The following is a 24118-nucleotide window of genomic DNA, read 5'->3' as shown; positions in this document are numbered from 1 at the left end:
AGAGACAGTCGCCGGGGCCGGCCTTGGCGAGGCGGGGGACCAGGAGCTCGCCGTCGCGTACGGCGGCCTGCGGCTCGTCGGAGATCCAGCCGTCGTGGCCGCCCTGACCGGCGTCCAGGAGGTGGAAGCGGCCAGGGTGCTCGTTCTGGGCGGTGCGGACCAGGCCCCAGACGGTGGCGGCGGCCAGGTCGGTGACGGCGTCGCCGGGGCCGGTCGCGACGGCTCCGCGGGTGACGAAGACCATCCGCGAGTCGGCGAGGCGGTCGTCGGCGAGGAAGTCCTGGATCAGGAGCAGCGTCCGCTGCGCCAGGGCGTGGGTGGCTTCGAGATGGTCGCCGTCCTCGCCGCGGATGGGGACGACGATGATCTCGGGGGCGTCTTCCCGCAGCGTGGCCAGGTCATCGAGGACGACCGACTCGACCGGCTCCGGGGCCGGCAGCGACGTCCACTCCATCCGGTAGAGGGATTCGGCGGCGGTGGAGACCTGGCCGGCGGAGACCACGCGGGACGTGAGGGACTCGATGGTCGCGACCGGCGCGCCCGACGCATCGGTGATCGCCAGCGAGACCACGTCCCTGCTGATCGTCGACACCCGCACCCGCAGGCTCGTGGCGCCCGGCGCGTGCAGCGAGACGCCGCTCCAGGTGAACGGGAGGCTCACCTTGCCGTCGGTCAGTGCCTTGAGCGCGGAGGGGTGCAGCGCGCTGTCGAGCAGGGCCGGGTGGATGCCGAACTTGCGGGCGAGGTCGTGCTGGTCCTCGGGCAGGCCGATCTCGGCGTAGACGTCGTCGCCGAGCTCCCACGCCGCCCGCAGCCCCATGAACGGCGGGCCGTAGTGGTAGCCGCGGTCGCTCAGCCGCTCGTACAGGCCGTCGAGGTCGATCCGCGTCGAGCCCTCGGGCGGCCAGGCGGCCGGCGGCGTGGGGGGAACGGGCTCGCGGGTGGTGAAGCAGCCGCTGGCGTGGTGGGTCCACTCGTCCTCGTCCGGCCGGCGGGAGTGGACGGTGAAGGCGCGGCGGCCGTCGTCCGGCGCGGCGACGCTCACGTGCAGGGTCCTGGCCGCGTCCTCGGGGATGGCCAGGAAGGCGTGGTGGGTCAGCTCGTCGATGTGCGTCATGCCGACGTGGTGGGCGGCGTGCAGCAGGAAGTCGATGTAGGCGGTGCCCGGAAGGACGACGGTGTCGTGGACGGCATGCCGGCTGAGCCAGGGGTGGTCGCTCAGCGACACGCGGCCGGTGAACTGGTGGCTGCCGTCAGGCAGCTGGGTCGCGGTGTGCAGCAGCGGGTGGCTCAGGTTGCGGTCGCCGCCGGTCTGGGGGGCGGTGAACCAGTACGACTGGTGCTGGAAGGCGTAGGTGGGCAGCGTGACGGGGTGGGCGCCGGGGTAGAGCGTGCCGGGGTCGGTGGCGAGCTGGGCCAGGGCGGTGGCCAGGGTGGTGGTCTCGGGCACGCGCTGGCTCCTGGTCGGGATGGCGCGGCCGGCCTGGGCGGCGAGGGGCGTGAGCGCGGCGTCGGGGCCGAGCTCGACGTAGGTGGTGACGCCGCGTTCCTGGAGGGTGGTGAGGGTGTCGGCGAAGCGGACCGGCTGGAGCAGGTGCCGGGTCCAGTACGCGGCGGTGCGCAGGTCGTCGCCGGCGGCGAGGTCGCCGGTGAGGTTGCAGACGATGGGGATCGACGGCGGCTGGTAGTCGAAGTCCGCCAGTGCCTGGGTGAGCTGGTCGGCGACGGGCTCCATCTGGGCAGAGTGGAAGCCGTTCTGGACCTTCAACGGGCGGGTCTTGTACCCGGCTTCGGCCAGGGTCGAGGTGAGGGCCTGGACCGGGTCCCGGTGTCCGGAGATGACCAGGGAGGTGGCGGTGTTGACGGCGGCGATGGAGACCTCGGGGGTCAGGTAGGGGGCTAGCTCCTGCTCGGTGATGGTGACGGCGGTCATGGCGCCGTCGGGTGGGAGGGTGGCCATGAGGGCGGCGCGGGTGGTGACCATGCGGGCGGCGTCTTGGAGGTTGAGGACGCCGGCGAGGTGGGAGGCGGTGATTTCGCCGAGTGAGTGGCCTGCGTAGTAGTCGGCGGTGATGCCGTGGTGGGCGAGGAGGCGGTGCAGGGCGATCTGGAAGGCGAAGATGGCCGGTTGGGTGTAGCGGGTGTCGTTGAGCGCGTCGGCGTCGGTGAACATGACGTCTTTGAGTGGACGTTCGAGGTGGGTGTCCAGGACGGCGCACACTTCGTCGAGCGCTTCGGCGAAGACGGGCTGGGTGCGGTAGAGGTCGGCGCCCATGCCGGCCTGCTGGCTGCCCTGGCCGGTGAACAGGAAGGCCGTCTTGCCGGGGGGCTGGTGAATGGTGAGGCCAGGTGCAGGCTGCCCGTCGGCCAGGGCGCGCAGGGTCTCCGAGAAGTCCTCGCGGGTCGTGCCCACCACCGCCGCCTGGTGCGGGAACTGGGCGCGGGTGGTGGCCAGGGCGTAACCGACGTCGGCCGGCGACAGCTCCGGGTGCGCGTCCAGATGGTCGGCCAGTCTGGCGGCCTGGTCACGCAGCGCCTGCTCGGTCTTGCCCGACAGGGCCCAGGGGATCGGGCCGTCCGGATCGGGCGTCCGGGGCGCGGTCTGGGCGGGCGCGGCCTCCAGGATGAGGTGGGCGTTGGTGCCGCTGATGCCGAAGGAGGACACGGCGGCCCGGCGGGGCCGGTCGTCGTGCTCGGGCCAGGGCGTCGGCTCGGTGGCCAGGGCGACCGCGCCGGCCTCCCAGTCCACGTGGTGGCTGGGCGCGTCCACGTGCAGGGTCTTGGGCAGCAGCCCGTGCCGCATCGACAGGGCCATCTTGATGACCCCCGCGACACCCGCGGCGGCCTGCGTGTGGCCGATGTTGGACTTGATCGACCCCAGCAGCAGCGGCGTCTCCGGCTCGTGCGCCCGGCCGTACGTGGCCAGCAGCGCCTGCGCCTCGATCGGGTCGCCGAGCGAGGTCCCCGTGCCGTGCGCCTCGACGGCGTCCACGTCGGCGGCCGTCAGGCGGGCGTCGGCCAGCGCCTGGCGGATCACCCGCTGCTGGGCGGGGCCGTTCGGGGCGCTCAGGCCGTTGCTCGCGCCGTCCTGGTTGACCGCGCTGCCGCGGATGACCGCCAGGATCGGACGCCCGTTCGCCCGCGCGTCCGCCAGCCGCTCCAGCACGACCATCGCCGCGCCCTCGCCCCACGCCGTGCCGTCGGCCGCGTCGGCGAAGCTCTTGCACCGGCTGTCGGCCGCGAGCCCGCGCATCTTGCTGAACTCGAGGAACATCCCGGGCGCCGACATGATCGTGGCGCCGCCGGTCAGCGCCAGCTCGCACTCCCTGTTGCGCAGCGCCTTGACCGCGAGATGCATCGCCACGAGCGACGACGAGCAGGCCGTGTCCAGGGTGATCGCCGGGCCTTCGAGCCCGAGACAGTACGCGATCCGGCCCGAGGCGACGCTGATGTGGTTACCGGTCAGCAGGTAGCCCTGGATGCCCTCCTCGCCGGTGTGGCAGAGCGAGACGTACTCCTGGCCGACGACGCCCGCGAACACGCCCGTGCGGCTGCCGCGCAACGTGGCCGGGTCGATCCCCGCCCGCTCCAGCGCCTCCCACGAGGTCTCCAGCATGAACCGCTGCTGCGGGTCCATGGCCAGCGCCTCGCGCGGGCTGATGCCGAAGAAGTCCGCGTCGAACTGGTCGGCGTCGTAGAGGAAGCCGCCCTCGCGCGCGTACGTCTTGCCGATCGCGTCCGGGTCCGGGTCGTACAGCTGGTCGATGTCCCAGCCGTCGCGGTTCGTCGGGAAGGGCCCGATGGCGTCGGTCCCGTCGGCGATCAGCCGCCACAGGTCCTCGGGCGAGCGCACCCCGCCGGGGAACCGGCAGCCGACGCCCACGATCGCGATCGCGTCGGCGTCCTCGCCCTGCGCGACCGGTGCCGCCGCGACGATCTCGGCCTCGTCGTCGATCTCCCCGACCAGCTCGTCACGCAGGTACTCGACCAGCGCGGCCGGCGTCGGATAGTCGAAGATCAACGTCGCGGGCAGCCGGATCCCGCTCGCGGCCGTCAGGCTGTTGCGCAGCTCGACCGCCGTCAGCGACACCAGGCCCAGGTCCTGGAACGTCCGCTTGGCGTCGACGCCCTCGGCGTTCGCGTGGCCGAGCACGGTCGCGATGTGGCCGCGTACCAGGCCGAGCAGCACTTCCCGCTGCCGGTCGGGGCCGAGCCCGGCGAGCTGCTGCTGCAGCGGCGCGCCCGAGCCCGCGGTCCTGTCCACGGTACGGCGGGCGGTGCGCACCAGGTCGCGCAGCAGCGCGGGCGGCACGCTCGACCCCGACGGGCGGGTGTTGAGCTTGGCGGGCGCGAGCAGCGTGCGGCCGCTGGTCAGGGCGGCGTCCAGGAGGCTGAGCCCGGTCTCGGCCGGCATGGGGAGCAGGCCGGTACGCGCCAGGCGCCGGGTGTCACCGGCGTCCAGGGTCGCGCCCATGCCGGTGTCCCAGAGGCCCCAGGCGAGGGAGGTCCCCTGCACCCGGTGGGCGAGGGCGTCGAGGTAGGCGTTGGCGGCGGCGTAGTTGGCCTGGCCCGGGTTGCCGATGAGCCCCGCGACCGAGGAGTACAGGACGAACGCGTCGAGGTCGCCGGTCAGCTCGTGCAGGTGCCAGGCCGCGTCGGCCTTGGCCCGCAGGACGGCGTGCAGCTGGCCGGGCGTGAGGGCGTCGATCGTGGCGTCCTGGAGTACGCCCGCGGTGTGGAAGACGGCGGTGAGCGGGTGGTCGGCCGGGATGCCGCCGAGCAGGGCGGCCAGGGCGGCGCGGTCGGCGGTGTCGCAGGCGGCGACGGTGACCTGGGCGCCGAGCGCTTCCAGCTCGGCGGTCAGGTCCGCGGCGCCGGGGCTGCCGGGGCCGCGGCGGCTGACCAGCAGCAGGTGGCGGACGCCATACCTGGTGACGAGCCGCCGGGCCAGGAGACCGGCCAGCGCGCCGGTGCCGCCCGTGATCAGGACGGTGCCGTCCGGGTCGATCGTGACGGGCACGGGCTCCGCCTCGGCGACCTTGGCCAGGCGCGGCACGAGGAGCTTGCCGTCGCGCACCGCGGCCTGCGGCTCGCCGGTGATCCAGCCCTCGTGGCCGGGCCGGTCGATGTCCACGATGGAGAAGCGGTCCGGGTGCTCGTTCTGCGCGGTGCGGACCAGGCCCCAGACGGTGGCGGCGGCCAGGTCGGTGACGGGGTCGCCGGGGCCGGTCGCGACGGCACCCTGAGTGACGAGGACGAGGCGGGAGCCGGTGAGGCGGTCGTCGGCCAGGAAGTCCTGGATCAGGCGGAGCGTCCGCTCGGCCACCGCGTGGGTGGCTTCGAGGTGGTCGCCGTCCTCGCTGCGGATGGGGACGACGATGACCTCGGGCGCACCCGGCAGGGCGGCCAGGTCGCCGTCGAGCACGACCGACTCGACCGACTCGACCGGCTCCGGTGTCGGCACCTCCTTCCAGGCGACCTCGTAGAGCGGGTTCTCGCGGGAGGCGTCCATCTGCTTGGACGACACGGCGCGCACGGTGAGCGAGTCGATCGCCGCCACCGGCGCGCCGGACGGCGACGTGATCGTCAGCCGCAGCGTGTCCTTGCCGATGTAGTCGAGCCGGACCCGGAGCGTGGTCGCGCCGGTGGCGTGCAGGGACACGCCGCCCCACGAGAACGGCACCAGCACCTGCCCCGGCCCGTCACCACGCACGCCGCTCTGCGCCGAGTCGATCACGATCGGGTGGATGGCGCAGTCCAGCAGCGCCGGGTGGATGCCGTACGCGCCGGGGTCGGCCCCGTCGGGCAGCGACACCTCCGCGTAGTAGGACTCGCCCGCCCGCCAGGCGGCGCGCATGCCGAGGAACAGCGGGCCGTACCCGAGCCCGACCCCGGCCAGCCGCTCGTAGTGCTCCTCCCGGTCCACCGGGACCGCGCCGGCCGGCGGCCACTGGCCCTCGATGAGGCGGGGCGCCTGCTCGGCCTTCGCCATGACGCCGGCCGCGTGCTGCGTCCACTCGCCGTCCTCGGAGGCGTCCTCCGGACGCGAGTGCACGGTGAACGAGCGCTTGCTGTCGGCGTCGGCGGCCCCGATCACGAGCCGGACGCTGCGCGCCTCACCCTCCGCGACCGACAGGAACACGTAGTGCGTCAGCTCCTCGATCTGGTCGCAGCCGATGTGGTGGGCGGCGTGCAGGAGCAGGTCGATGTAGCCGGTGCCGGGGAAGATGAGGGTGCCGTGGATGGCGTGCTCGGCGATCCACGGCTGGTCGTGCAGGGTGATGCGGCCGGTGAACAGGTGGCTGCCGTCGGGGAGGTCGGCCGTGGCGTGCAGGATGGGGTGTTTCGTGGCCGACAGGCCGAGGCCGGCGGGGTCGCCGCTGTTCTGGGGGGAGGCGAGCCAGTACGACTGGTGCTGGAAGGCGTAGGTGGGCAGCGTGACGGGGTGGGCGCCGGGGTAGAGCGTGCCCGGGTCGGCGGGGAGCTGGGCCAGGGCGGTGGCCAGGGTGGTGGTCTCCGGCTTGCGCTGGCTTCTGGTGGGGACGGCGTGGCCGGCCTGGGCGGCCAGCGGGGTGAGCGCGGCGTCCGGGCCCAGCTCCACGAACGTGGTCACGCCGAGCTCCTGAAGGGTGGTCAGGGTGTCGGCGAAGCGGACCGGGCGCAGGAGGTGTTGCGTCCAGTACGCGGCGGTGCGCAGGTCGTCGCCGGCGGCGAGGCGGCCGGTGAGGTTGCAGACGATGGGGATCGACGGCGGCTGGTAGTCGAAGTCCGCCAGTGCCTGGGTGAGCTGGTCGGCCACGGGCTCCATCTGGGTGGAGTGGAAGCCGTTCTGGACGTTGAGCGGCCGGGTCTTGTACCCGGCCTCGGCCAGGATCGCGGTCAGGGCGTGGACCGGCTCGTGGTGTCCGGAGATCACCAGGGAGGTGGCGGTGTTGACGGCGGCGACCGACACGTCGGGGGTGAGGTAGGGCTGGAGCTCCTCCTCGGTGATCGTGACCGCCGTCATCGCGCCGTCGGGCGGCAGGCTGGCCATGAGCGCCGCGCGGGTGGTGACCATGCGGGCGGCGTCTTCGAGGTTGAGCACGCCGGCGAGGTGGGAGGCGGTGATCTCGCCCAGGGAGTGGCCCGCGTAGTAGTCGGCGGTGACGCCGTGGTGGGCGAGCAGCCGGTGCAGGGCGACCTGGAAGGCGAAGATCGCCGGCTGGGTGTAACGCGTGTCGTTGAGCAGGTCCCTGTGCACGGCCTCGAACATGATGTCCCGCAGCGGCCGTTCGAGGTGCGCGTCCAGCGCCGCGCACACCTCGTCGAGCGCCTCGGCGAAGACGGGCTCGGTGCGGTAGAGGTCGGCACCCATGCCGGACTGCTGGCTGCCCTGCCCGGTGAACAGGAAGGCCGTCTTGCCGGCGGGCGGGGGCTGGTGGTGGGTGAGGTTGACCGCGGGCTGCCCGTCGGCCAGGGCGCGCAGGGCCTCATCGAAGTCGTCGCGCGTGGCGCCCACCACGGCCGCCTGGTACGGGAAGCGGCTGCGGGCGGTGGCCAGCGTGTAGCCCACGTCGGCCGGGGACAGCTCGGGATGCGCCCGTACGTGGTCGGCCAGGCGGGCGGCCTGCTCGCGCAGCGCCTGCTCGCTCTTGCCCGACAGGATCCAGGGGATCGGGCCGCCGGTGACGGCGGGCTCGACGGCGGCCGGGGTCACCGCTTCGAGGATGACGTGGGCGTTCGTCCCGCTGATCCCGAACGAGGACACCGCGGCCCGGCGGGGCCGGTCGCCGGCGAGCTCGGGCCAGGGGGTCGGCTCGGTGAGCAGGCTGACCGCCCCGGCCGTCCAGTCCACGTGGTGGCTGGGTGCGTCCACATGCAGAGTCTTGGGCAGCAGCCCGTGCTGCATGGCCTGGACCATCTTGATGACGCCGGCGACGCCGGCGGCGGCCTGGGTGTGGCCGATGTTGGACTTGATCGAGCCGAGCCAGAGCGGGGTCTCCCTGTTCTGGCCGTAGGTGGCGAGCAGCGCTTGGGCCTCGATGGGGTCGCCCAGCGTGGTGCCGGTGCCGTGCGCCTCGACGGCGTCCACGTCCGACGGCTGCAGCCCGGCGGACGACAGCGCCTCCCTGACCACGCGCTGCTGCGAAGGGCCGTTCGGCGCGCTCAGGCCGTTGCTGGCCCCGTCCTGGTTGACCGCGCTGCCCCGGACGACCGCCAGCACGCGATGCCCCTGGGCCAGCGCGTCCGACAGGCGCTCCAGCACCAGGACCGCCGCGCCCTCAGCCCACGCCGTGCCGTCGGCCGCGGCCGAGAATGGCTTGCACCGGCCGTCGGGCGCGAGCCCGCGCTGGCGGCTGAACTCCAGGAACATCCCCGGGCCCGCCATGACGGTGGCGCCGCCCGCCAGGGCGAGGCCGCACTCCCCGTTGCGCAGCGCCTGCACCGCCAGGTGCAGCGCCACCAGCGACGACGAGCACGCGGTGTCCACGGTGACCGCGGGCCCCTCCAGGCCGAGCGTGTACGAGATGCGCCCCGAGGCGACGCTGAGCGTGGTGCCGGTCAGCAGGTGCCCCTGGATGCCCTCCTCGCCGGTGTGGCAGAGCGAGGCGTACTCCTGGCCCATGACCCCCGCGAACACCCCGGTACGGCTGCCGCGCAGCGCGACCGGGTCGATGCCGGCCCGCTCGACCGCCTCCCACGACGTCTCCAGCAGCAGCCGCTGTTGCGGGTCGATGGCGAGCGCCTCGCGCGGGCTGATGCCGAAGAAATCGGCGTCGAACCGGTCGGCGTCGTAAAGGAAGCCGCCCTCTTTCGCGTACGTCTTCCCGATCGCCTCGGGGTCCGGGTCGAACAATTCGGGCAGCGCCCAACCCCGGTTGCCCGGGAACGGGCCGATCGCGTCGACACCGTCGGCGACCAGCCGCCACAGCTCCTCGGGTGAGGCGACACCGCCGGGGAAACGGCAGGCCATGCCCACGATCGCGATCGGCTCACGCCTGCTCGCCTCGGCCTCGGCCAGCCGCTTGCGGGTGTGGTGCAGATCGGTGGTCACGCGCTTGAGGTAGTCGCGGAGCTTTCCGTCATTCGCCATCTGAAGTTCACACCTTCACAATCACCGGGAGCGGTCAGCTCTCGTTTCCGACCATTCCGAGCTCGTGGTCGATGAAGTCGAAGATTTCCTCGTCCGTAGCGGACTCGAGTTTTTCCGTGGTGTCGTCGCCGAGAATCCGGTTCAGGCTGAACAGGAAGCTGCGCGTCTGGGACGCGATCTCGGCGCAGGTCGCCTGGTCGGGCGGGCTCTCGAGGATGGACGCGTGCAGCGCCTCCAGGTCGAGGCCGGTGGGCGCCAGGTGGCCCTCGATGAACGCGACGACGGCGACCGGCGTCGGGTGGTCGAACAGCAGCGTGGCCGGCAACCGCAGGCCGGTCGCTGCGCTCAGCCTGTTGCGCAGCTCCACGGCGGCGGCCGAGTCGAAGCCGAGCCGCTTGAAGGCCTGCTCCATGTCGACGGCTTCCGGGGTGGCATGGCCGAGCACGGCGGCCACGTTCGCGCGGACGAGCCCGATCAGGGCGCGCTCCCTGTCGTCGGGGTCGAGCGAGCTCAGCCGCTCCGCCCACGACTCACCGGGACCGTCCTGCTCGCCGGCGGCGGGGGCCGCGGACGGAGCCGCGACTGCGGCCGGCTCGACGAGGATCAGCCGCTCCCCGCCGTGGTCGAGCGCCCAGAGTGCCGCCGACGCGGCGATCCGCGCCGTCACGACGTCCCGGGAGCCCCACACGACGGAGGTGGCCGGCAGGCCGCGCGAACGCCGCTCCCGCACCAACCCGCCGAGCACCGACCCGGCCATGGCACCCGCGATCACGTCCACAGCGCCGGTCCCATCCGCAGTGCCGGGGCTGTCACCCGGGTCGGTCCCGTCGCGCGGGTCGCCGGTGATCCAGGTGGCCGGGGAGATGACGACGAAGGCGGACACGGTCTCGGCCGAGGCGCAGGCGTCTAGGGCGCGGGCCTCGCCGGCCGTCAGCGGGCCGGTGACGAAGACGGCGGCCGGCGAGCAGCCGGGCGGCAGGTCGCCGAGCGAGACGCGGACGGCGCGCTCGCCGAGGTCGGCGTCGAGCGACGGGTCGGCGGGGAAGCCGGCCAGGAGCACGCGCTCCGCGCCGCCCGAGGCCAGCAGCCGGGCGAGATGCCCGCCGCACTCGGCATGGCCGCCCGTCACGAGCACCGTCCCGGTGGACCGCCGCCCAGGGCGTGGGCCTGGCCCGCCCAGGCCGGTGGGGGCCAGGTGCCGCGACCGTGCGCCCGAGGGGCTCACGGCGACCTGGCCCCCGTTGCCCGGATCGGCCAGGATCCCTGCCAGGAGACCGACCGAGCGCTCGTCGAGCTGTGGGGGAAGCTCGACGACCCCGCCCCAGAGGCGGGGGAAGGCCCGCGCCAGCGCCGGACCCAGGTCCCAGAGCTGGGCCTGCGCCGGGCTGGGCGGGCAATCCTCATCACGTTCGTCCACCGCGCCACGGGTGACGCACCACAGGCGGAGGTCGCCGGGCCCGCCATCAGACGCGCTGCGCAGCAGGTCGAGGAGGGCGGACACGTGGGTGGCCGGGCGGTCGTCCGGCAGGGCCAGCAGGGACAGCACGCCGGACACCGGGGCCTCGTCCAGGGCGGCGGAGACCGCGCTCAGCTCGTCCGTGGAGTCGATCTCGATGGGCGTGACGTCCATGCCGGCCGCCGCCAGCCCCTCGGCCACCGTCGCGGCTTCCGGGGGGACGGCCGGGCCGGGCAGCAGGACCAGCCACCTGCCGCCGGCCCGGCCCGTGGGGGAGGGAAGTCTGGTCCAGGAGAGCCGGTGGGCCCAGCGCTCCAGCTCGTTCGCGTCGTCCTGCCGCCGGTGCCACTCCGCCAGCGCGGGCAGCACGGTGTCCAGTGCCTGGCGGCCATGCTCGTCGAGGCCGAGGGTCCTGGCCAGGGTCGCCGCGTCGGCGCCGGCCACGGCGGGCCACCAGCCCGCGTCGGCCCGCTGCGCGGGAACGTCCTCGGGCCAGTGGCGTTCGCGCTGGAAGGCGTACGTGGGCAGCGGCACGCGGCGGGCGCCGAGCGGGGCGAAGACGGCCTCCCACGACACCGCCACACCACGGTCGTGGGCCTGGCCGAGCATGGACAGGTAACGGCGGAGCCCGCCGTCGTTCCTGCGCAGGGTGCCGATGGCGGTGACCTCGCCGGCCGTCCGGGCGGCGCTCTTCAGCAGCGCCCCCGGGTGGGTCCGGCCGCCGCCGGCCGCGCCCGACCGGGACCCGCCGGGCCCCTGCGCGTCCGGTGACGCGCTCGGGCGCGTGCGGACGTCGCCCGCGATGTCCTGGATGCCGGCCACCAGGAGCGGGTGCGGGCTGGACTCGATGAAGACCTGGTAGCCGGTCTCGATGAGGGCCCGGGTGGTCTGCTCGAACAGGACGGGGCGGCGCAGGTTCTCGTACCAGTACGCGGCGTCGAGCGTCGCGGTGTCCACGGCCGTGCCGGTGACCGTGGAGTAGAAGGCCACGTCCGAGGCGGCGGGCTCGATGCCGGCCAGCAGCCCGAGCAGCCGGTCGCGGATCTCCTCCACGTGGACGCAGTGCGAGGCGTAGTCGACGGGGACGCGACGCGCGCGGACGTCCTTGGCCGCGCACGCCGCAAGCAGATGGTCGATGGCCTCGACGTCCCCCGAGACCACGGTCGTCGCGGGGCCGTTCATGGCGGCCACGCTCAACGCGCTCGCCGGCCCGGTCAGCAACTCGGAGGTCTCCTCGACGGGCAGCGGGACGACCGCCATCCCGCCCTTGCCGGACAGCGCCGACAGCGCCTGGGCGCGCAGGGCCACCACCCGGGCGGCGTCGCGCAGGCTGAGCGCACCGGCGACGTACGCGGCCGCGATCTCGCCCTGGGAGTGCCCGATGACCGCGTCCGGCTCGACCCCGGCCGAGCGCCAGAGCGCCGCCAGCGAGGTCATCAGCGCGAACAGCGCGGGCTGCACCACGTCGGCGCGGTCCAGCGGCGGCGCCCCCGGCTCCCCGCGCAGCAGGCCGAGCAGCGACCAGCCGGTGATCGGGTCCAGCTCGCGGGCACAGGCCGCCAGGTGGCTCGCGAACACGGGGGACGACGCCATCAGCTCCGCCGCCATGTCCGGCCACTGGGAGCCCTGACCGGGGAAGATGAAGACGACCTTGCGGCGGGGCCCGGCGGGGGCGTGCTCGATCGCGCTCTCGCCGCGGGCCAGCGCGGCCAGGCCGGCGCGGAAGCCGTCCAGGTCCTCGGCCGTGACCGAGGCGCGCCTGGGGAAGTGCGTGCGCGTGGTGGCCAGGGAGTAGCCGAGGTCGGCCGGGGACAGGCCGGGGTGCTCGTCCAGGTGCGCGGCCAGACGCCTGGCCTGCTCGCGTACCGCCTGGTCGGAGACGCCGGACAGCACCCACGGGACAGCCCGCGGCGGCTCGGTGTCGGCCCGTGCCGGTCCCGCCTCGCCGGGGGTCCGCGTCGTGAGGTCGGTGGCGGCTCGTGGCGGTCCCGCCTCGCCGGAGGTCCGCGTCGCGGGGGCGGCGGGCGGTTCGGAGAGTACGACGTGGCAGTTCGCACCGCCCATGCCGAACGAGCTCACCCCCGCCACCAGCGGACCCTCCGGCCACGCGGCCGGCTCGTCCTGCACCCGCAGGTTCAGCTCGCGCAGCGGGATGTCCGGGTTCGGGCGCTCGAAGTGCAAGGACGCGGGGATCTGCCGGTGATGGATGCTCAGGACCGTCTTGACCAGCCCGGCGATCCCGGAGGCGCCCTCCAGGTGGCCGATGTTCGTCTTGACCGAGCCCACCCGCAGCGGATCGCCCGCGGGCCGGGCCACCCCGAACGCCGCGCCCACGGCGGCCGCCTCGATCGGGTCGCCCACGCGGGTGCCCGAGCCGTGCAGCTCCACGTACCGCACGTCGGAGGGCTGGAGCCCGGCTCTGGCGCAGGCCCGCAGCAGCACCTCGGACTGGGCGCGCGGGCTCGGCACGGTCAGGCCGTCGGTCAGCCCGTCGGTGTTGACCGCGCTGCCGCGGATGACGGCGTAGACGCGGTCACCGTCGGCCAGCGCCCTGGCCAGCGGCTTGAGCACGACCACCGCGCCGCCCTCGCCGCGCACGTAGCCGTTGGCCCCGGCGTCGAAGGTGCGGCAGCGGCCGTCGGGGGACAGGGCGCCGAGCAGCGCGACGCTCGTGGTGGTCGCGCCGAGGATGTTCAGGTTCACGCCGCCCGCCACGGCCAGCTCGCACTCCCCGGCGCGCAGGCTGTCGCAGGCCAGGTGGACCGCGATGAGGGAGGAGGACTGCGCCGTGTCGACGGTCATGCTCGGACCGCGCAGGTCCAGCGCGTACGACACGCGGTTCGCGATCAGCCCCCGATTGAGTCCCGGCAGCGTGTAGGGCGAGAGCTCGCCCCCGTTGAGCACGAGTCCCGCGTAGTCGCTGGAGATCGCGCCCACGAAGATCCCGGTCGTCCCGCCGGCCAGCACGCGCGGCACGATGTAGGCGTCCTCCAGCGCCTCCCAGCTCAGTTCGAGCGTGAGGCGCTGGTGCGGGTCCATCGCCACGGCCTCCCGGGGGGAGATGCCGAAGAACCCGGCGTCGAAACGGTCGATGTCGTCGAGGAAGCCCCCATGCCTGACGCTGGGTCCGGCACTGGGTCCGGCACTGGGTCCGGCACTGGGTCCGGCACTGGGTCCGGCACTGGGTCCGGCACTGGGTCCGGCACTGGGCCTGACGTCGGATCGGGCTCCGGGCCGGCCGGGCCAGCGGCCGGCCGGCACCTCGGAGACCGCGTCCACACCGTCGCGGAGCAGCCGCCAGAACTCCCGCGGGCCGGCGGCGCCGGGCAGTCGGCAGGACAGCCCGATGATCGCGACGGCCTCGGTGGCGGACGTGTGGTCACTCGTCATCGCAGCGGGCCGTCCTTCGTGGTCGGGGATGTCCTGTTCATCCTGGGCGGGGCCGCTTAAGCGGCCCTAACGCCCTTCTTTGCCCGTCGGCCGTGCGGCTCTCGCCGGTCAGCCGCACAGCGTGATGGTCGTGGTGAACCGGGTCTGGTCGGGGGCCGGCCGGCCGACGAAGACGAAGTCGCGGGTGCCGACCTTGCCGCGCAGCCACCCGCCGGTCCCGACGGCGGTCATGGAGGTGGTCCCGCCGGAGATGACGTTCAGGATGGAGATGTTGGCGCCGCCGAACGTCGTCCCGCCGGCGATCTTCGAGGTGTACTGGAACAGCTCGAAGGGCTTGCCGTCGGCGCTCGCGTACACCACGAACTGGCCTTCCTCGGTGCCGACGAGCTTGCCGGCGGCGTCGTAGAAGTCGCTGTGGCTCTTCCCGTACTCGCCGACCCTGGTGGTCGGGTCGCCCGGGACCACGGTCGTGATGGTGACGTGCTCGGACAGGTTGGCGAATGTGACGCACTTGCCGCCGGTCGAGGCGCTGGCGGGGACGGCGGCGCACGTCAGGGTGAGCGCCGCCGCGAGGGCGAGTTTCCGCATGTCGGTTGATCCCTTTCGCAATGGGGCGGTGAGCGCACTCATCGTGATCGGGGGGCCTTAAGCCGCTCTAACGCCCTGACCGCCTTCAGCGCCGCATTGCCCGCCCTTCAGACCCGGTTGATGTGCTGGTCGCCCTCACACTTCTCAGAGAGGGCAGCCAGCCAATGGAGATCATCGGACGCGGCTTCCTGGCGCGGAACCTCAGGTCCCGCGCTCGCTCCCATCCCGGGGTGGTGGTCCTGGCCGCCGGTGTCACCGACACGCGGAACGCGTCCGAGGCCGACTACCACCGCGAGTCGGCCTTCGTCTACGACTGGCTGCGCCGGTGCGGACGCTGGGGCGAGACCCTGGTGTTCTTCTCCACCGCGTCGGCCGGCATGTACGGCGCGGAGGGGTGCCCCGGCCGCGAGGACGGCTTCGTCTTCCCCGGCACCCATTACGGCCGGCACAAACTCGCACTCGAACGGGTCATCGCGCTGTCCGGCGTGCGCCACCTCATCCTGCGGCTCGGCCACGTCGCCGGCCCGGACCAGCAGCCGCACCAGCTGCTCCCCTCGCTGGTGGAGCAGGTGCGCAGCGGCGTCGTCACCGTCTACCGGGGCGCCTGCCGCGACATGATCGACGTGGCCGACGCGGTGACCATCCTCGACGAGCTGCTCGACACCGGGCATGCGGACGAGGTGGTCAACGTCGCCTCCGGCGTGTCGGTCCCGGCCGAGCTGATCGTCGATCACCTGCAAGAGCGCCTCGGCCTCGCTCCGGAGCGCATCTACGTCGACGCGCACGGGACCTACTCGGTCTCGCTCGCGCGGCTCACCCGCCTGGTGCCCGCCGTGGCGGAGCTGGGGTTCGGCCCCGGCTACTACCGCTCAGTCATAGACCGATACGTGGAGGTCGCCGCACATGTCTAGCATGCGAGTGCTGTTCATCCCGCTCGCGTGGCCGTCGCACTACATGCCCATGGCGACGCAGGCGTGGGCCATGCGCGCCGCCGGGCACGACGTCCGGGTGGCCGGGCAGCCGGGTGTCGTCGACGCGATACTCCGCTCCGGCATGACGGCGGTGCCCGTCGGCGGCGGCTACGACCTGCTGGCCGGGCTCGCCGAGGTCCAGCGGCGGCTGAGCCAGCCGGCCAGCATGGGCGCGGCGCGGCAGCTGGCACCGGAGGAGCTCGCCAAGATCCTCTCCGCCCGGATGACCCCGCACGTCAAGGCCGCCGAGGCCATGGCCGACGACCTGGCCGCGTTCACCCGGAGCTGGCGGCCCGACCTGGTGATCGCCGACCCGACCGCGCTGGTGGCGCCGCTCGTCACGGAACCGGAGGGGATCCCGCTGGTCAGGCACCTGTTCGGGCCCGACGTCTCGCGGCACATCGGCTTCCCCGGCGCCGGGCTGCCCCCGGAGCGCTGGCCGGGCGAGCTCGTCGAGCTGTACAAGCGCTTCGGGGTGCTGCCGCGCGCGGACTACGCGGTGCACACCGTCGATCCGTGCCCGGCCCGGCTGCAGGTGCCGGTGCCGGCGCGGCTGCCCGTGCGCTGCGTCCCGTACAACGGGCCCGGCGTGCTGCCCGGCTGGCTGCACGACCCGCCGGGCCGGCCCCGCGTCTGCGTGAGCTGGAGCACGACCACCGCCGTGCCCGGCCTGCAGTCGCCCGACCGGTCCAAGGTGGCCGACATGCTGCGGGTGCTGGCCGGCCTCGACGTGGAGGCGGTCGTCACCGTACGGGACGGCGCGGCCTTCGCCCGCGAGCACGGCGACGCCGTACGCGCGGTCGAGAACCTCCCGCTGAACCTGCTGCTGCCGACCTGTGACGCGATCGTCCACCACGGCGGCGCCGGCACCATGCTGACGGCCGCCTACCACGGCGTCCCCCAGGTGATCGTCGCCCCCGTACCCGACCAGAGCTTCAACGCGGACCTGCTGGCCGACACCGGCGCTGGCGTGTCACTCAAGGCGGAGTCGGCCGATGCCGGCGACATCGAGTCCGGTGTGGCCAAGGTTCTGTTCGACGACCGCACGCGTGACGCGGCGGCGCTGCTCCGGCAGGAGATGCTGGCCCAGCCCTCGCCCGCGCAGGTGGTCACCACCCTTGAGGAAACACTATGAAGGCTCTTGTCCTGGCCGGCGGCGCCGGCACGCGGCTGCGGCCGCTCAGCCACAGCATCCCCAAACAACTCGTGCCCGTCGCGGGCCGTCCCGTGCTCTTCCACGGCCTCGACGCGCTGCGGGAGATCGGGATCACCGAGGTCGGCATCATCGTCAACGGCGTCGGCCGGCAGATCCGCGCGGCGGTGGGCGACGGCTCCGAGTTCGGCATGTCCATCACCTACCTGCGCCAGGACGACCCGCTGGGCCTCGCGCACTGCGTCATGATCGCGCAGGACTTCCTGGCCGGCGACGACTTCGTCATGTACCTGGGCGACAACATCTTCGCCGGCGGGCTGCTCACCCCGATGCTGGAGTTCCAGACGTTCCGTCCGGCCGTCCAGCTCGTCGTGACCAGGGTCGACGACCCCTCGCAGTCCGGGGTGGCCGAGGTCGAGAACGGCCGGGTCACGCGGCTGGAGGAGAAGCCCAAGCAGCCCAAGAGCGACCTGGCGGTGACCGGCGCGTACTTCTTCACCGGCGAGATCCACGAGGGCATCCGCAACATCACGCCCAGCAAGCGCGGCGAGTGGGAGATCACCGACGCCATCCAGTGGCTCGTGGCCGCCGGGCGCGAGGTCAGGGCCCACGTCTTCGAGGGCTTCTGGAAGGACACCGGCAACATGGGCGACCTGCTCGACTGCAACCGCGCCCTGCTGGAGGGCCTCGTGTCCGACCAGCGGGGGAGCGTGGACGGCAGCAGCGAGATCGTCGGCCCCGTGGTCATCGGGGCCGGAGCCAGGGTCGAGGGGTCGCGGATCATCGGCCCCGTCATCGTCGGGCCCGGCTGCGTCATCCGCGGCAGCGACGTCGGCCCGTACACCTCGATCGGCGCGGCCTGCACGCTGACCGACGCGGGCCTGCAGAACTCCGTGCTGCTCGACGAGGTCAGCGTGCACGGCGTGCGCGCCATCGAAGGCTCGCTGGTCGGCCGCTCGGCGCACGTGCGGCGCGGGCCGCTGCGCCTGGTCGTGGGCGACAACAGCAGACTGGAGGTGCCGCTGTGAGGCTGCTCGTCACCGGGGGAGCGGGGTTCATCGGCTCCTGCTACACGCGCAACGTGCTGGCCGCGAACTATCCGGGCACGGAAGGCGCCACGGTCACGGTCCTGGACAAGGTGACCTACGCGGCCTGTCTCGACAACCTGCCGATGGGGCATCCCGACCTCACGTTCGTCAAGGGCGACGTCTGCGACGGCCGGCTGCTGGCCGAGGTGCTGCCCGGGCACGACGCCGTGGTGCACTTCGCCGCGGAGTCGCACGTCGACCGCTCGCTCATGAGCGGCGCCGACTTCGCCATGACGAACGTCGTCGGCACCCAGACCCTGCTGGAGAGCTGCCGCCGGGCCGGCGTCGAGCGCGTCGTGCACGTCTCCACCGACGAGGTGTACGGCAGCATCTCCGAGGGCTCGTGGACCGAGGCGCTGCCGTTGGAGCCCAACTCCCCGTACGCCGCGTCCAAGGCGGCCAGCGACCTGATCGCGCGCGCGTACTGGCGCAGCCACGACCTGTCCGTGTCGGTGACCCGCTGCTGCAACAACTACGGCCCCTACCAGTTCGCGGAGAAGCTCATCCCGCTGTTCGTCACGAACCTGCTCAGAGGACGCACGGTCCCGCTGTACGGCGACGGCCACCACGTACGCGAGTGGCTGCACGTCGAGGACCACTGCAGGGCCATCCACCGGGTCCTGACCGGCGGTGGCGCGGGCGAGATCTACAACATCGGCGGCGGCGCGACGCTGACCAACCTGGAGCTGACCGGCCGCCTGCTGGAGCTGTGCGGCGCGGGATGGGACAGCGTGCGCAACGTCCCCGACCGCAAGGCGCACGACGAACGCTACTCGCTCGACTCCACCAAGATCGAGCGGACTCTGGGCTTCGCCCCCGAGGTGCCGTTCGACGTGGGACTGGCCGAGACCGTCGCCTGGTACCGCGACAACCGCTGGTGGTGGTCACGGGAGGTAGCGGCCTGATTAGGGGTGTGTCTGGGGTGCCCCCTGACCGGGGGCGCGCCCACGATTCAACTGGACACACGGACCGAACGCAGGCCCGCCTTCCTCTCTCTATCGAAAGGAGTTCACCCGTGTCTGAGCAGACAGCCACGGGCGGAGCGCCGGCCCAGGACAGCATCCCTGCCGGGCTGCTCAAACTGGCCGGCGCCATCATGCTCGGTTCCATCGTGATGCAGCTGGACGCGACCATGGTCAACGTCGCGTTCAACACGCTGCTGCACGAATTCCACTCCACGCTGCCCAAGATCCAGTGGATCGGCACCGGCTACATGCTGGCCATGGCGCTGACCATCCCGGCCACCGGCTGGGCGGTCGCCCGCTTCGGCAGCAGGCGGGTGTGGATCGCCTCGATCGGGTTGTTCCTGTTCGGGTCGATGCTGTGCGGCATCGCCTGGTCGGCCGACAGCCTCATCGCCTTCCGCGTCGTGCAGGGACTCGGCGCCGGGACCATCATCCCGCTGGCGCAGATGATCCTCGCGCAGGCGGCGGGGCCGCGCTATCTCGGCCGCGTCATGGCCGCCATCGGCATACCCGCCATCCTCGGCCCGGTGCTCGGCCCCGTGCTCGGCGGCGTCATCGTCGACCAGCTGAGCTGGCGCTGGATCTTCTTCGTCAACCTGCCGATCTGCCTGGCCGCGATCGCGGTCTCGCGCCGGGTCGTCCCCGACACGCCGCGCGCCCCGGGGACGAACAGGCTGGACCTCACCGGTCTCGTGCTGCTCTCGCCCGGCCTGGCCGTCCTGGTGTACGGCCTGTCCGAGGCGGCCGGCAAGGGCTCCTTCACCGACCCCGTGGTGCTCGGCACGCTGGCCGGCGGCGCCGCGCTCGTGGTCGGCTTCGTCGTGCACGCGGTGCTCACCAGGGCCGAGCCGCTGATCGACCTGGCCCTGTTCCGCTCGCGCAGCTTCAGCATGTCGTCGCTGGTGGTGCTGCTGTCCGGCATGCCGATGTTCGCTGCGACCGTCCTCGTGCCGCTGTACTACCAGCAGGTACGCGGCGACAGCCCGCTCGTGGCCGGCCTGCTGCTGGCTCCGCAGGGCATCGGCATGGGCATCGCCCTGGTCGTCGCGGGCGGGCTGAGCGATCGCATGGCGCCGCGCCCCATTGTGATGAGCGGGCTCGTGCTGGCCGGGCTGAGCGGGGCGATGCTGCTCGGGCTGGCTCCGCACACCAGCACACTGTTCATCAGCTCCGCGCTCGTGCTCGGCGGCGCGGGACTGGGCTGCGTGCTCGTCCCCGTCACGACGGCGGCCCTGCGCGGCCTCGACGGCCCGGCGGTGCCGCGGGCGACCACGGCCATCCGGATCTTCCAGCAGCTCGGCGGCTCGCTGGGGCTCGCCGTGCTCATCGTGGTGCTGCAGCAGCAGCTCACCGTCCGCGGCGGAGCGGGCCTGGCGGGCATCGCCGCATCCTACGCCGGCACCTTCTGGTGGGTGGTGGCGCTGTCGGCCGTCGCGGTCGTACCCGCGCTGTTCCTGCCGCGCACGGCTCCGGCCGCGCAGGGCGCGCCCCGGGAGGAAGTGACCGTCTGACACGCGCGACGAAAGGGGGGCGGCCCGGCGGGCCGCCCCCCTTCCCGGTGCCGTCTCACTTCCAGGGCGGCGTGTCCACGATCTCGATGACCGCGGCGGACAGGTTGATGCCGGGGCCGACGCCCACCAGCAGCATGTGGTCGCCGACGCCGAGCTGCCCGGAGTCCACCAGGTGCTCGAACGACAGGACCTGGTCGCTGGCCCCCATGTGGCCGACGGTCCGGCCGAAGTCCCAGGTCGTCTGCTCGGAGCGCAGGCCGAGCGCGGCGGTGCCGCGGTCGTTGATGGCCTCCTGCGACATGTTCATGAAGGCGACGCGGGTGACGTCGGCGGCGGTGATCCCGGCCTCCGTCAGGCTCTGCTCGACCGAGAGGAGCATCGTCTGCTGCACCTTCAGCAGGGCGGCCGGGTCGCCCTGACCGGAGATGATCTGCTCGCGGAAGCGCTCGCTCCTGGCGTGCAGGTCCATCGCGCGCCCCACGGTGACGCCGGGCGGGAACATCGGCTCGCCAGCGCGGTGCACCTCCTCGGCCTCGGGGACGGTGATCGAGCAGACCGACAGCAGCCGGGCGAATCCGGGCTCGCGGGTGAGCAGCACGGCGCAGGCCGCGTCGCCCATCATCAGCCCGGGGCCGGGGTGCCACCGGTTGATCATCGGGGTGCCCCAGTTGTCCGAGGCGACGAGCAGCGCGGCCCGCCGCTGCTCGTCGGCCAGCAGGTAGCTGGCGCCGAGCTCGAACGCGCTGAACATGCCGTTGCAGCCGTGCTGGATCTGCACGCTCAGGGGCCGGCCGCCGAGGAGGTTGCGCTGTAGGTGGTACTGGGGCTGCCACCCGTCAGGGCCCTGGTGCCAGGAGTTGCAGTAGAGCAGCAGGTCCACGTCGTCGGCCGGCCAGCCGCCGCGCTTGAGCGCGTGCTGGGCGGCCTGCAGGCCCATCTCCGGCGCCGGCACGTCACCGGCGATGGCCGCGCCGGTCCAGCCCTGCACCCCGACCTGGTCGGCCGGGAAGAGCCCCTGATCGACGGCCCAATCGATGCTCACCGAGTCGGGCAGGTATACACCGAGCCCCTTGATGAACACATCTGTTGTCCGCATGTCCTCTCCTTTGTCGGATTTAAACAAATATCGCGAAAAACGCTGAATGGCCGCTAAAAGCAGCCCAAATGGTTTGGTGCGGGCTTAGTGCCCCTTCAGCGCCCGGCCCGACAGTGGGAACAGTCGGGCGGAATGGCATTCGCCCACCCATATTCGGATGATCGAAAGAGCCCGGCATGGATTTCGACCTGACCGACACACAGACCAAGCGCTACGACGACATTCTCGGCACGGTGACGAGCCGGTTCTCCCGCAGAACCCCCGACAGCCCCTTCTCCAGGGACGACTGGGCGGCGGCCGCCGACCTCGGGCTGACCGGCCTGTGCCTGCCCGCCGAGCACGGCGGCTCCGGGCTCGGCGCGCTGGACACCGCCCTGTGCCTGGAGGCCTTCGGCCGCGGCTGCGCCGACACCGGGCTGGTGTTCGGGGTGGCCGCGCACCTGCTGGCCTGCGCGGTGCCCGTACGCGACTTCGCCGGCGCGGAGGTGCGCGACGAGCTGCTGTCCGGCCTGGCCGGCGGCACCATCCTGGCGGCCAACGCGATGACGGAGGACGAGGCCGGCTCCGACGTGGGGCGGCTGAGCGCCACCGCGACCGCCGACGGCGACCACTACGTCATCGACGGCGTGAAGTCGTTCGCCAGCAACGCGCCGATGGCCGACCTGTTCGTCACCTACGCGGTGACCGACCCCGCCTCCGGCTTCCTCGGCGTCAGCGCCTTCGCCGTCCCCCGGGACCTGCCGGGCGTCTCGGTGCAGGGGCCGTTCCGCAAGATGGGCCTGCACGGCTGCGCGGCCGGGCGGGTGACCTTCTCGCGGGTCCGCGTGCCCGCCGCCTACCTGCTCGGCTACGAGGGGCAGGGCAGCGCCATCTTCCAGCACTCCATGGGCTGGGAGCGGGCCTGCCTGTTCGGGCTCTACCTGGGCGTGATGCAGAACCAGCTCGAACGGTGCGTCGAGCACGCGCGCGGCAGGAAGCAGTTCGGCCAGAGCATCGGCCGCTTCCAGGCGATCTCCCACCGGCTGGCGAGCATGAAGCAGCGCCTGGAGTCGGCCCGGCTGCTGCTCTACCGCGCCTGCTGGCTGCTGGACCAGGAGGAGCGCGGGCGCGAGCACGTGCTGGCCGCCGCCCTGTCGAAGACGGCCGTCTCCGAGGCCGCCGTGGCCAACGCCCTCGACGCCGTCCAGATCTTCGGCGGCTCCGGCTACCTGGTGGAGACGGGGATCGAGCAGCAGCTGCGCGACGCCGTACCAGGTGCGATCTTCTCCGGCACCACGGAGATCCAGAAGGAAGTCATCGCAAGGGAGGTCGGGTTGTGAACCTGCACCAGCTCGTCATCGAGTCGGCCGCGCGCTACCCGTTGCGGGTCGCCGTGGCGGGGCCCGAGGGGGCGCTGAGCTACGACGAGCTCGACCGCCGGGCCGACGCGCTGGCGCACCAGCTCGCCGCCCGTGGGGTCGTACGCGGTGACCGCGTGGTCATCTGGGCGGAGAAGTCCCCGTTTGTCATCGTGGCCATGCAGGCCGTGCTGCGGCTCGGCGCCGCGTACGTGCCGCTCGACGGCATGATGCCGATGCACCGGGCCGCCATGGTGGCGCGGGACTGCGCGGCCAAGGTCGTCTGCACCACCTTCGACCGCCTGCCGCCGATCTCCGCCGAGCTCGGCCCCGCCTTCCGCTGCCAGGACATCGCCATGGACCTGGCCGAGCTGGAGGACGTCACGCCGGTCAACACGGCCGTCGGGCCCGACGAGCCGGCCTACATCCTCTACACCTCCGGCTCGACCGGGCGCCCGAAGGGCGTGTGCCTCAGCCACCGCAACGCCCGTGCCTTCGTGGACTGGGCGGTCGCCGAGCTGGCGGCCGGCCCGGACGACAGGTTCGCCAACCACGCGCCGTTCACCTTCGACCTGTCGGTGCTCGACATCTACGCGCCGTTCGCGGCCGGCGGGTCCGTGCACCTGATCCCCAAGGAGATGGCGTACGCGCCCAGCCAGCTCGTGGAGTTCCTGCGGCGCACGGAGATCACCGTCTGGTACTCGGTGCCGTCGGCGCTGATCCTCATGATGCGCGACGGCGGGCTGCTCGACGAGCCCGCGCCCGACTCGCTGCGGGCGCTGCTGTTCGCCGGCGAGCCCTTCCCGATCGCCCACGTGCGCAGGCTCGCGTCCTGGACCAGGGCGCGCCTGCTGAACCTGTACGGCCCCACCGAGACCAACGTGTGCACCTACCGGGAGGTCACCCCCGACGACCTGCTCCGCGAGCGTCCCGTGCCCATCGGCGCCGCCTCCTGCGGCGACCTCGCGTGGGCCGTCAGGAGCGACGGCCTGATCGCGCGGCCGGGCGACGAGGGCGAGCTGCTCATCGAGGGCCCCACGGTCATGCTCGGCTACTGGGGCCAGGAGCCGGTCAGCGGCCCGTACCGGACCGGCGACATCGTACGGGTGCTGGACGACGGCTCCTTCGACTACGTCGGACGGCGCGACCACATGGTGAAGGTCAGGGGACACCGGGTCGAGCTGGGCGAGATCGAGGCCGTGCTCGACGCGCACCCCGAGGTCGAGGACGCGGCGGTGGTCGTCACGGGAGAGGGCATGGGCTCCAGGCTCGTGGCCGTCATCATCCCGCCGGCCGGCGCCGAGCCGGGGGTGCTGTCGATCAAGCGGCACTGCGGCCAGCGGCTGCCCCCGTACATGATCCCCGACGAGATCCGCTTCGCGGCGGACCTGCCGAGAACCGGCAACGGAAAGATCGACCGGACCCTGCTCACCCAGCGTCTGGCCGAGCGGCTGCACCAGGCCACGTGATGTGCGCGGCCTTGAGTTCGA

11 protein-coding genes are annotated in these 24118 nt (G+C 72.9%); 7 read left to right on the top strand and 4 right to left on the bottom strand.

Going from position 1 to position 24118, the window contains the following annotated elements; all coding sequences use genetic code 11:
- From ETD85_RS14310 to ETD85_RS14300, 3 genes are all read right to left on the bottom strand, one after another.
- On the bottom strand, positions 1-9073 hold a 9073-nt coding region (locus tag ETD85_RS14310), incomplete at its 3' end, for a type I polyketide synthase (RefSeq protein WP_138690177.1).
- Between the two features lie 34 nt (positions 9074-9107).
- Positions 9108-13919, bottom strand: coding sequence for a type I polyketide synthase (locus tag ETD85_RS14305; RefSeq protein WP_138690176.1), 4812 nt, complete (start codon positions 13917-13919; stop codon positions 9108-9110).
- A gap of 108 nt (positions 13920-14027) precedes the next feature.
- Positions 14028-14507: an allene oxide cyclase barrel-like domain-containing protein gene (locus ETD85_RS14300; RefSeq protein WP_138690175.1), complete on the bottom strand. Its 480-nt coding sequence runs from the start codon at positions 14505-14507 to the stop codon at positions 14028-14030.
- A 164-nt stretch (positions 14508-14671) separates the two neighbouring features.
- Here ETD85_RS14300 and ETD85_RS14295 point away from each other — a divergent pair, with 164 nt between their 5' ends.
- From ETD85_RS14295 to ETD85_RS14275, 5 genes are all read left to right on the top strand, one after another.
- Positions 14672-15418, top strand: coding sequence for an NAD-dependent epimerase/dehydratase family protein (locus ETD85_RS14295; RefSeq protein ID WP_138690174.1), 747 nt, complete (start codon positions 14672-14674; stop codon positions 15416-15418).
- Entirely contained in the window at positions 15411-16613 is a 1203-nt protein-coding gene (locus ETD85_RS14290; protein WP_138690173.1) for a nucleotide disphospho-sugar-binding domain-containing protein, read from the top strand. The genes ETD85_RS14295 and ETD85_RS14290 overlap by 8 nt, the downstream gene beginning before the upstream one ends.
- Complete coding sequence (locus ETD85_RS14285) at positions 16610-17659, top strand: glucose-1-phosphate thymidylyltransferase (RefSeq protein WP_138690172.1); 1050 nt, start codon at positions 16610-16612, stop codon at positions 17657-17659. Before ETD85_RS14290 ends, ETD85_RS14285 begins: the two co-directional genes overlap by 4 nt.
- A complete protein-coding gene (gene rfbB, locus ETD85_RS14280; protein WP_138690171.1) occupies positions 17656-18624 on the top strand; it encodes a dTDP-glucose 4,6-dehydratase in 969 nt (322 codons plus the stop codon). The genes ETD85_RS14285 and rfbB overlap by 4 nt, the downstream gene beginning before the upstream one ends.
- A gap of 110 nt (positions 18625-18734) precedes the next feature.
- Positions 18735-20195, top strand: coding sequence for a DHA2 family efflux MFS transporter permease subunit (locus tag ETD85_RS14275; RefSeq protein WP_138690170.1), 1461 nt, complete (start codon positions 18735-18737; stop codon positions 20193-20195).
- A gap of 55 nt (positions 20196-20250) precedes the next feature.
- Here the strand turns inward: ETD85_RS14275 and ETD85_RS14270 are convergent, their stop codons facing one another.
- The gene (locus ETD85_RS14270; RefSeq protein WP_138690169.1) at positions 20251-21291 is read right to left on the bottom strand and encodes a ketoacyl-ACP synthase III family protein; all 1041 of its coding nucleotides are present in this window, start codon (positions 21289-21291) and stop codon (positions 20251-20253) included.
- Between the two features lie 176 nt (positions 21292-21467).
- On the opposite strand from ETD85_RS14270, the gene ETD85_RS14265 reads away from it, so the two are divergent.
- Entirely contained in the window at positions 21468-22610 is a 1143-nt protein-coding gene (locus ETD85_RS14265; protein ID WP_138690168.1) for an acyl-CoA dehydrogenase family protein, read from the top strand.
- Entirely contained in the window at positions 22607-24097 is a 1491-nt protein-coding gene (locus tag ETD85_RS14260; protein ID WP_138690167.1) for an amino acid adenylation domain-containing protein, read from the top strand. Before ETD85_RS14265 ends, ETD85_RS14260 begins: the two co-directional genes overlap by 4 nt.
- The last annotated feature ends 21 nt before the right edge of the window (positions 24098-24118 follow it).

This window comes from Nonomuraea zeae (assembly GCF_005889725.1).
Taxonomy (GTDB): domain Bacteria; phylum Actinomycetota; class Actinomycetes; order Streptosporangiales; family Streptosporangiaceae; genus Nonomuraea; species Nonomuraea zeae.
The sequence above is the reverse complement of the archived record's forward strand: the minus strand, read 5'-3'. Positions and strand labels throughout refer to the sequence as shown.

Excerpts from the sequence above, each read along its gene's own strand:
- ETD85_RS14285 (WP_138690172.1), top strand. The coding sequence starts at position 16,610 with ATGAAGGCTCTTGTCCTGGCCGGCGGCGCCGGCACGCGGCTGCGGCCG.
- ETD85_RS14265 (WP_138690168.1), top strand. The coding sequence starts at position 21,468 with ATGGATTTCGACCTGACCGACACACAGACCAAGCGCTACGACGACATT.
- ETD85_RS14295 (WP_138690174.1), top strand. The coding sequence starts at position 14,672 with ATGGAGATCATCGGACGCGGCTTCCTGGCGCGGAACCTCAGGTCCCGC.
- ETD85_RS14290 (WP_138690173.1), top strand. The coding sequence starts at position 15,411 with ATGTCTAGCATGCGAGTGCTGTTCATCCCGCTCGCGTGGCCGTCGCAC.
- ETD85_RS14305 (WP_138690176.1), bottom strand. The coding sequence starts at position 13,919 with ATGACGAGTGACCACACGTCCGCCACCGAGGCCGTCGCGATCATCGGG.
- ETD85_RS14300 (WP_138690175.1), bottom strand. The coding sequence starts at position 14,507 with ATGCGGAAACTCGCCCTCGCGGCGGCGCTCACCCTGACGTGCGCCGCC.
- ETD85_RS14270 (WP_138690169.1), bottom strand. The coding sequence starts at position 21,291 with ATGCGGACAACAGATGTGTTCATCAAGGGGCTCGGTGTATACCTGCCC.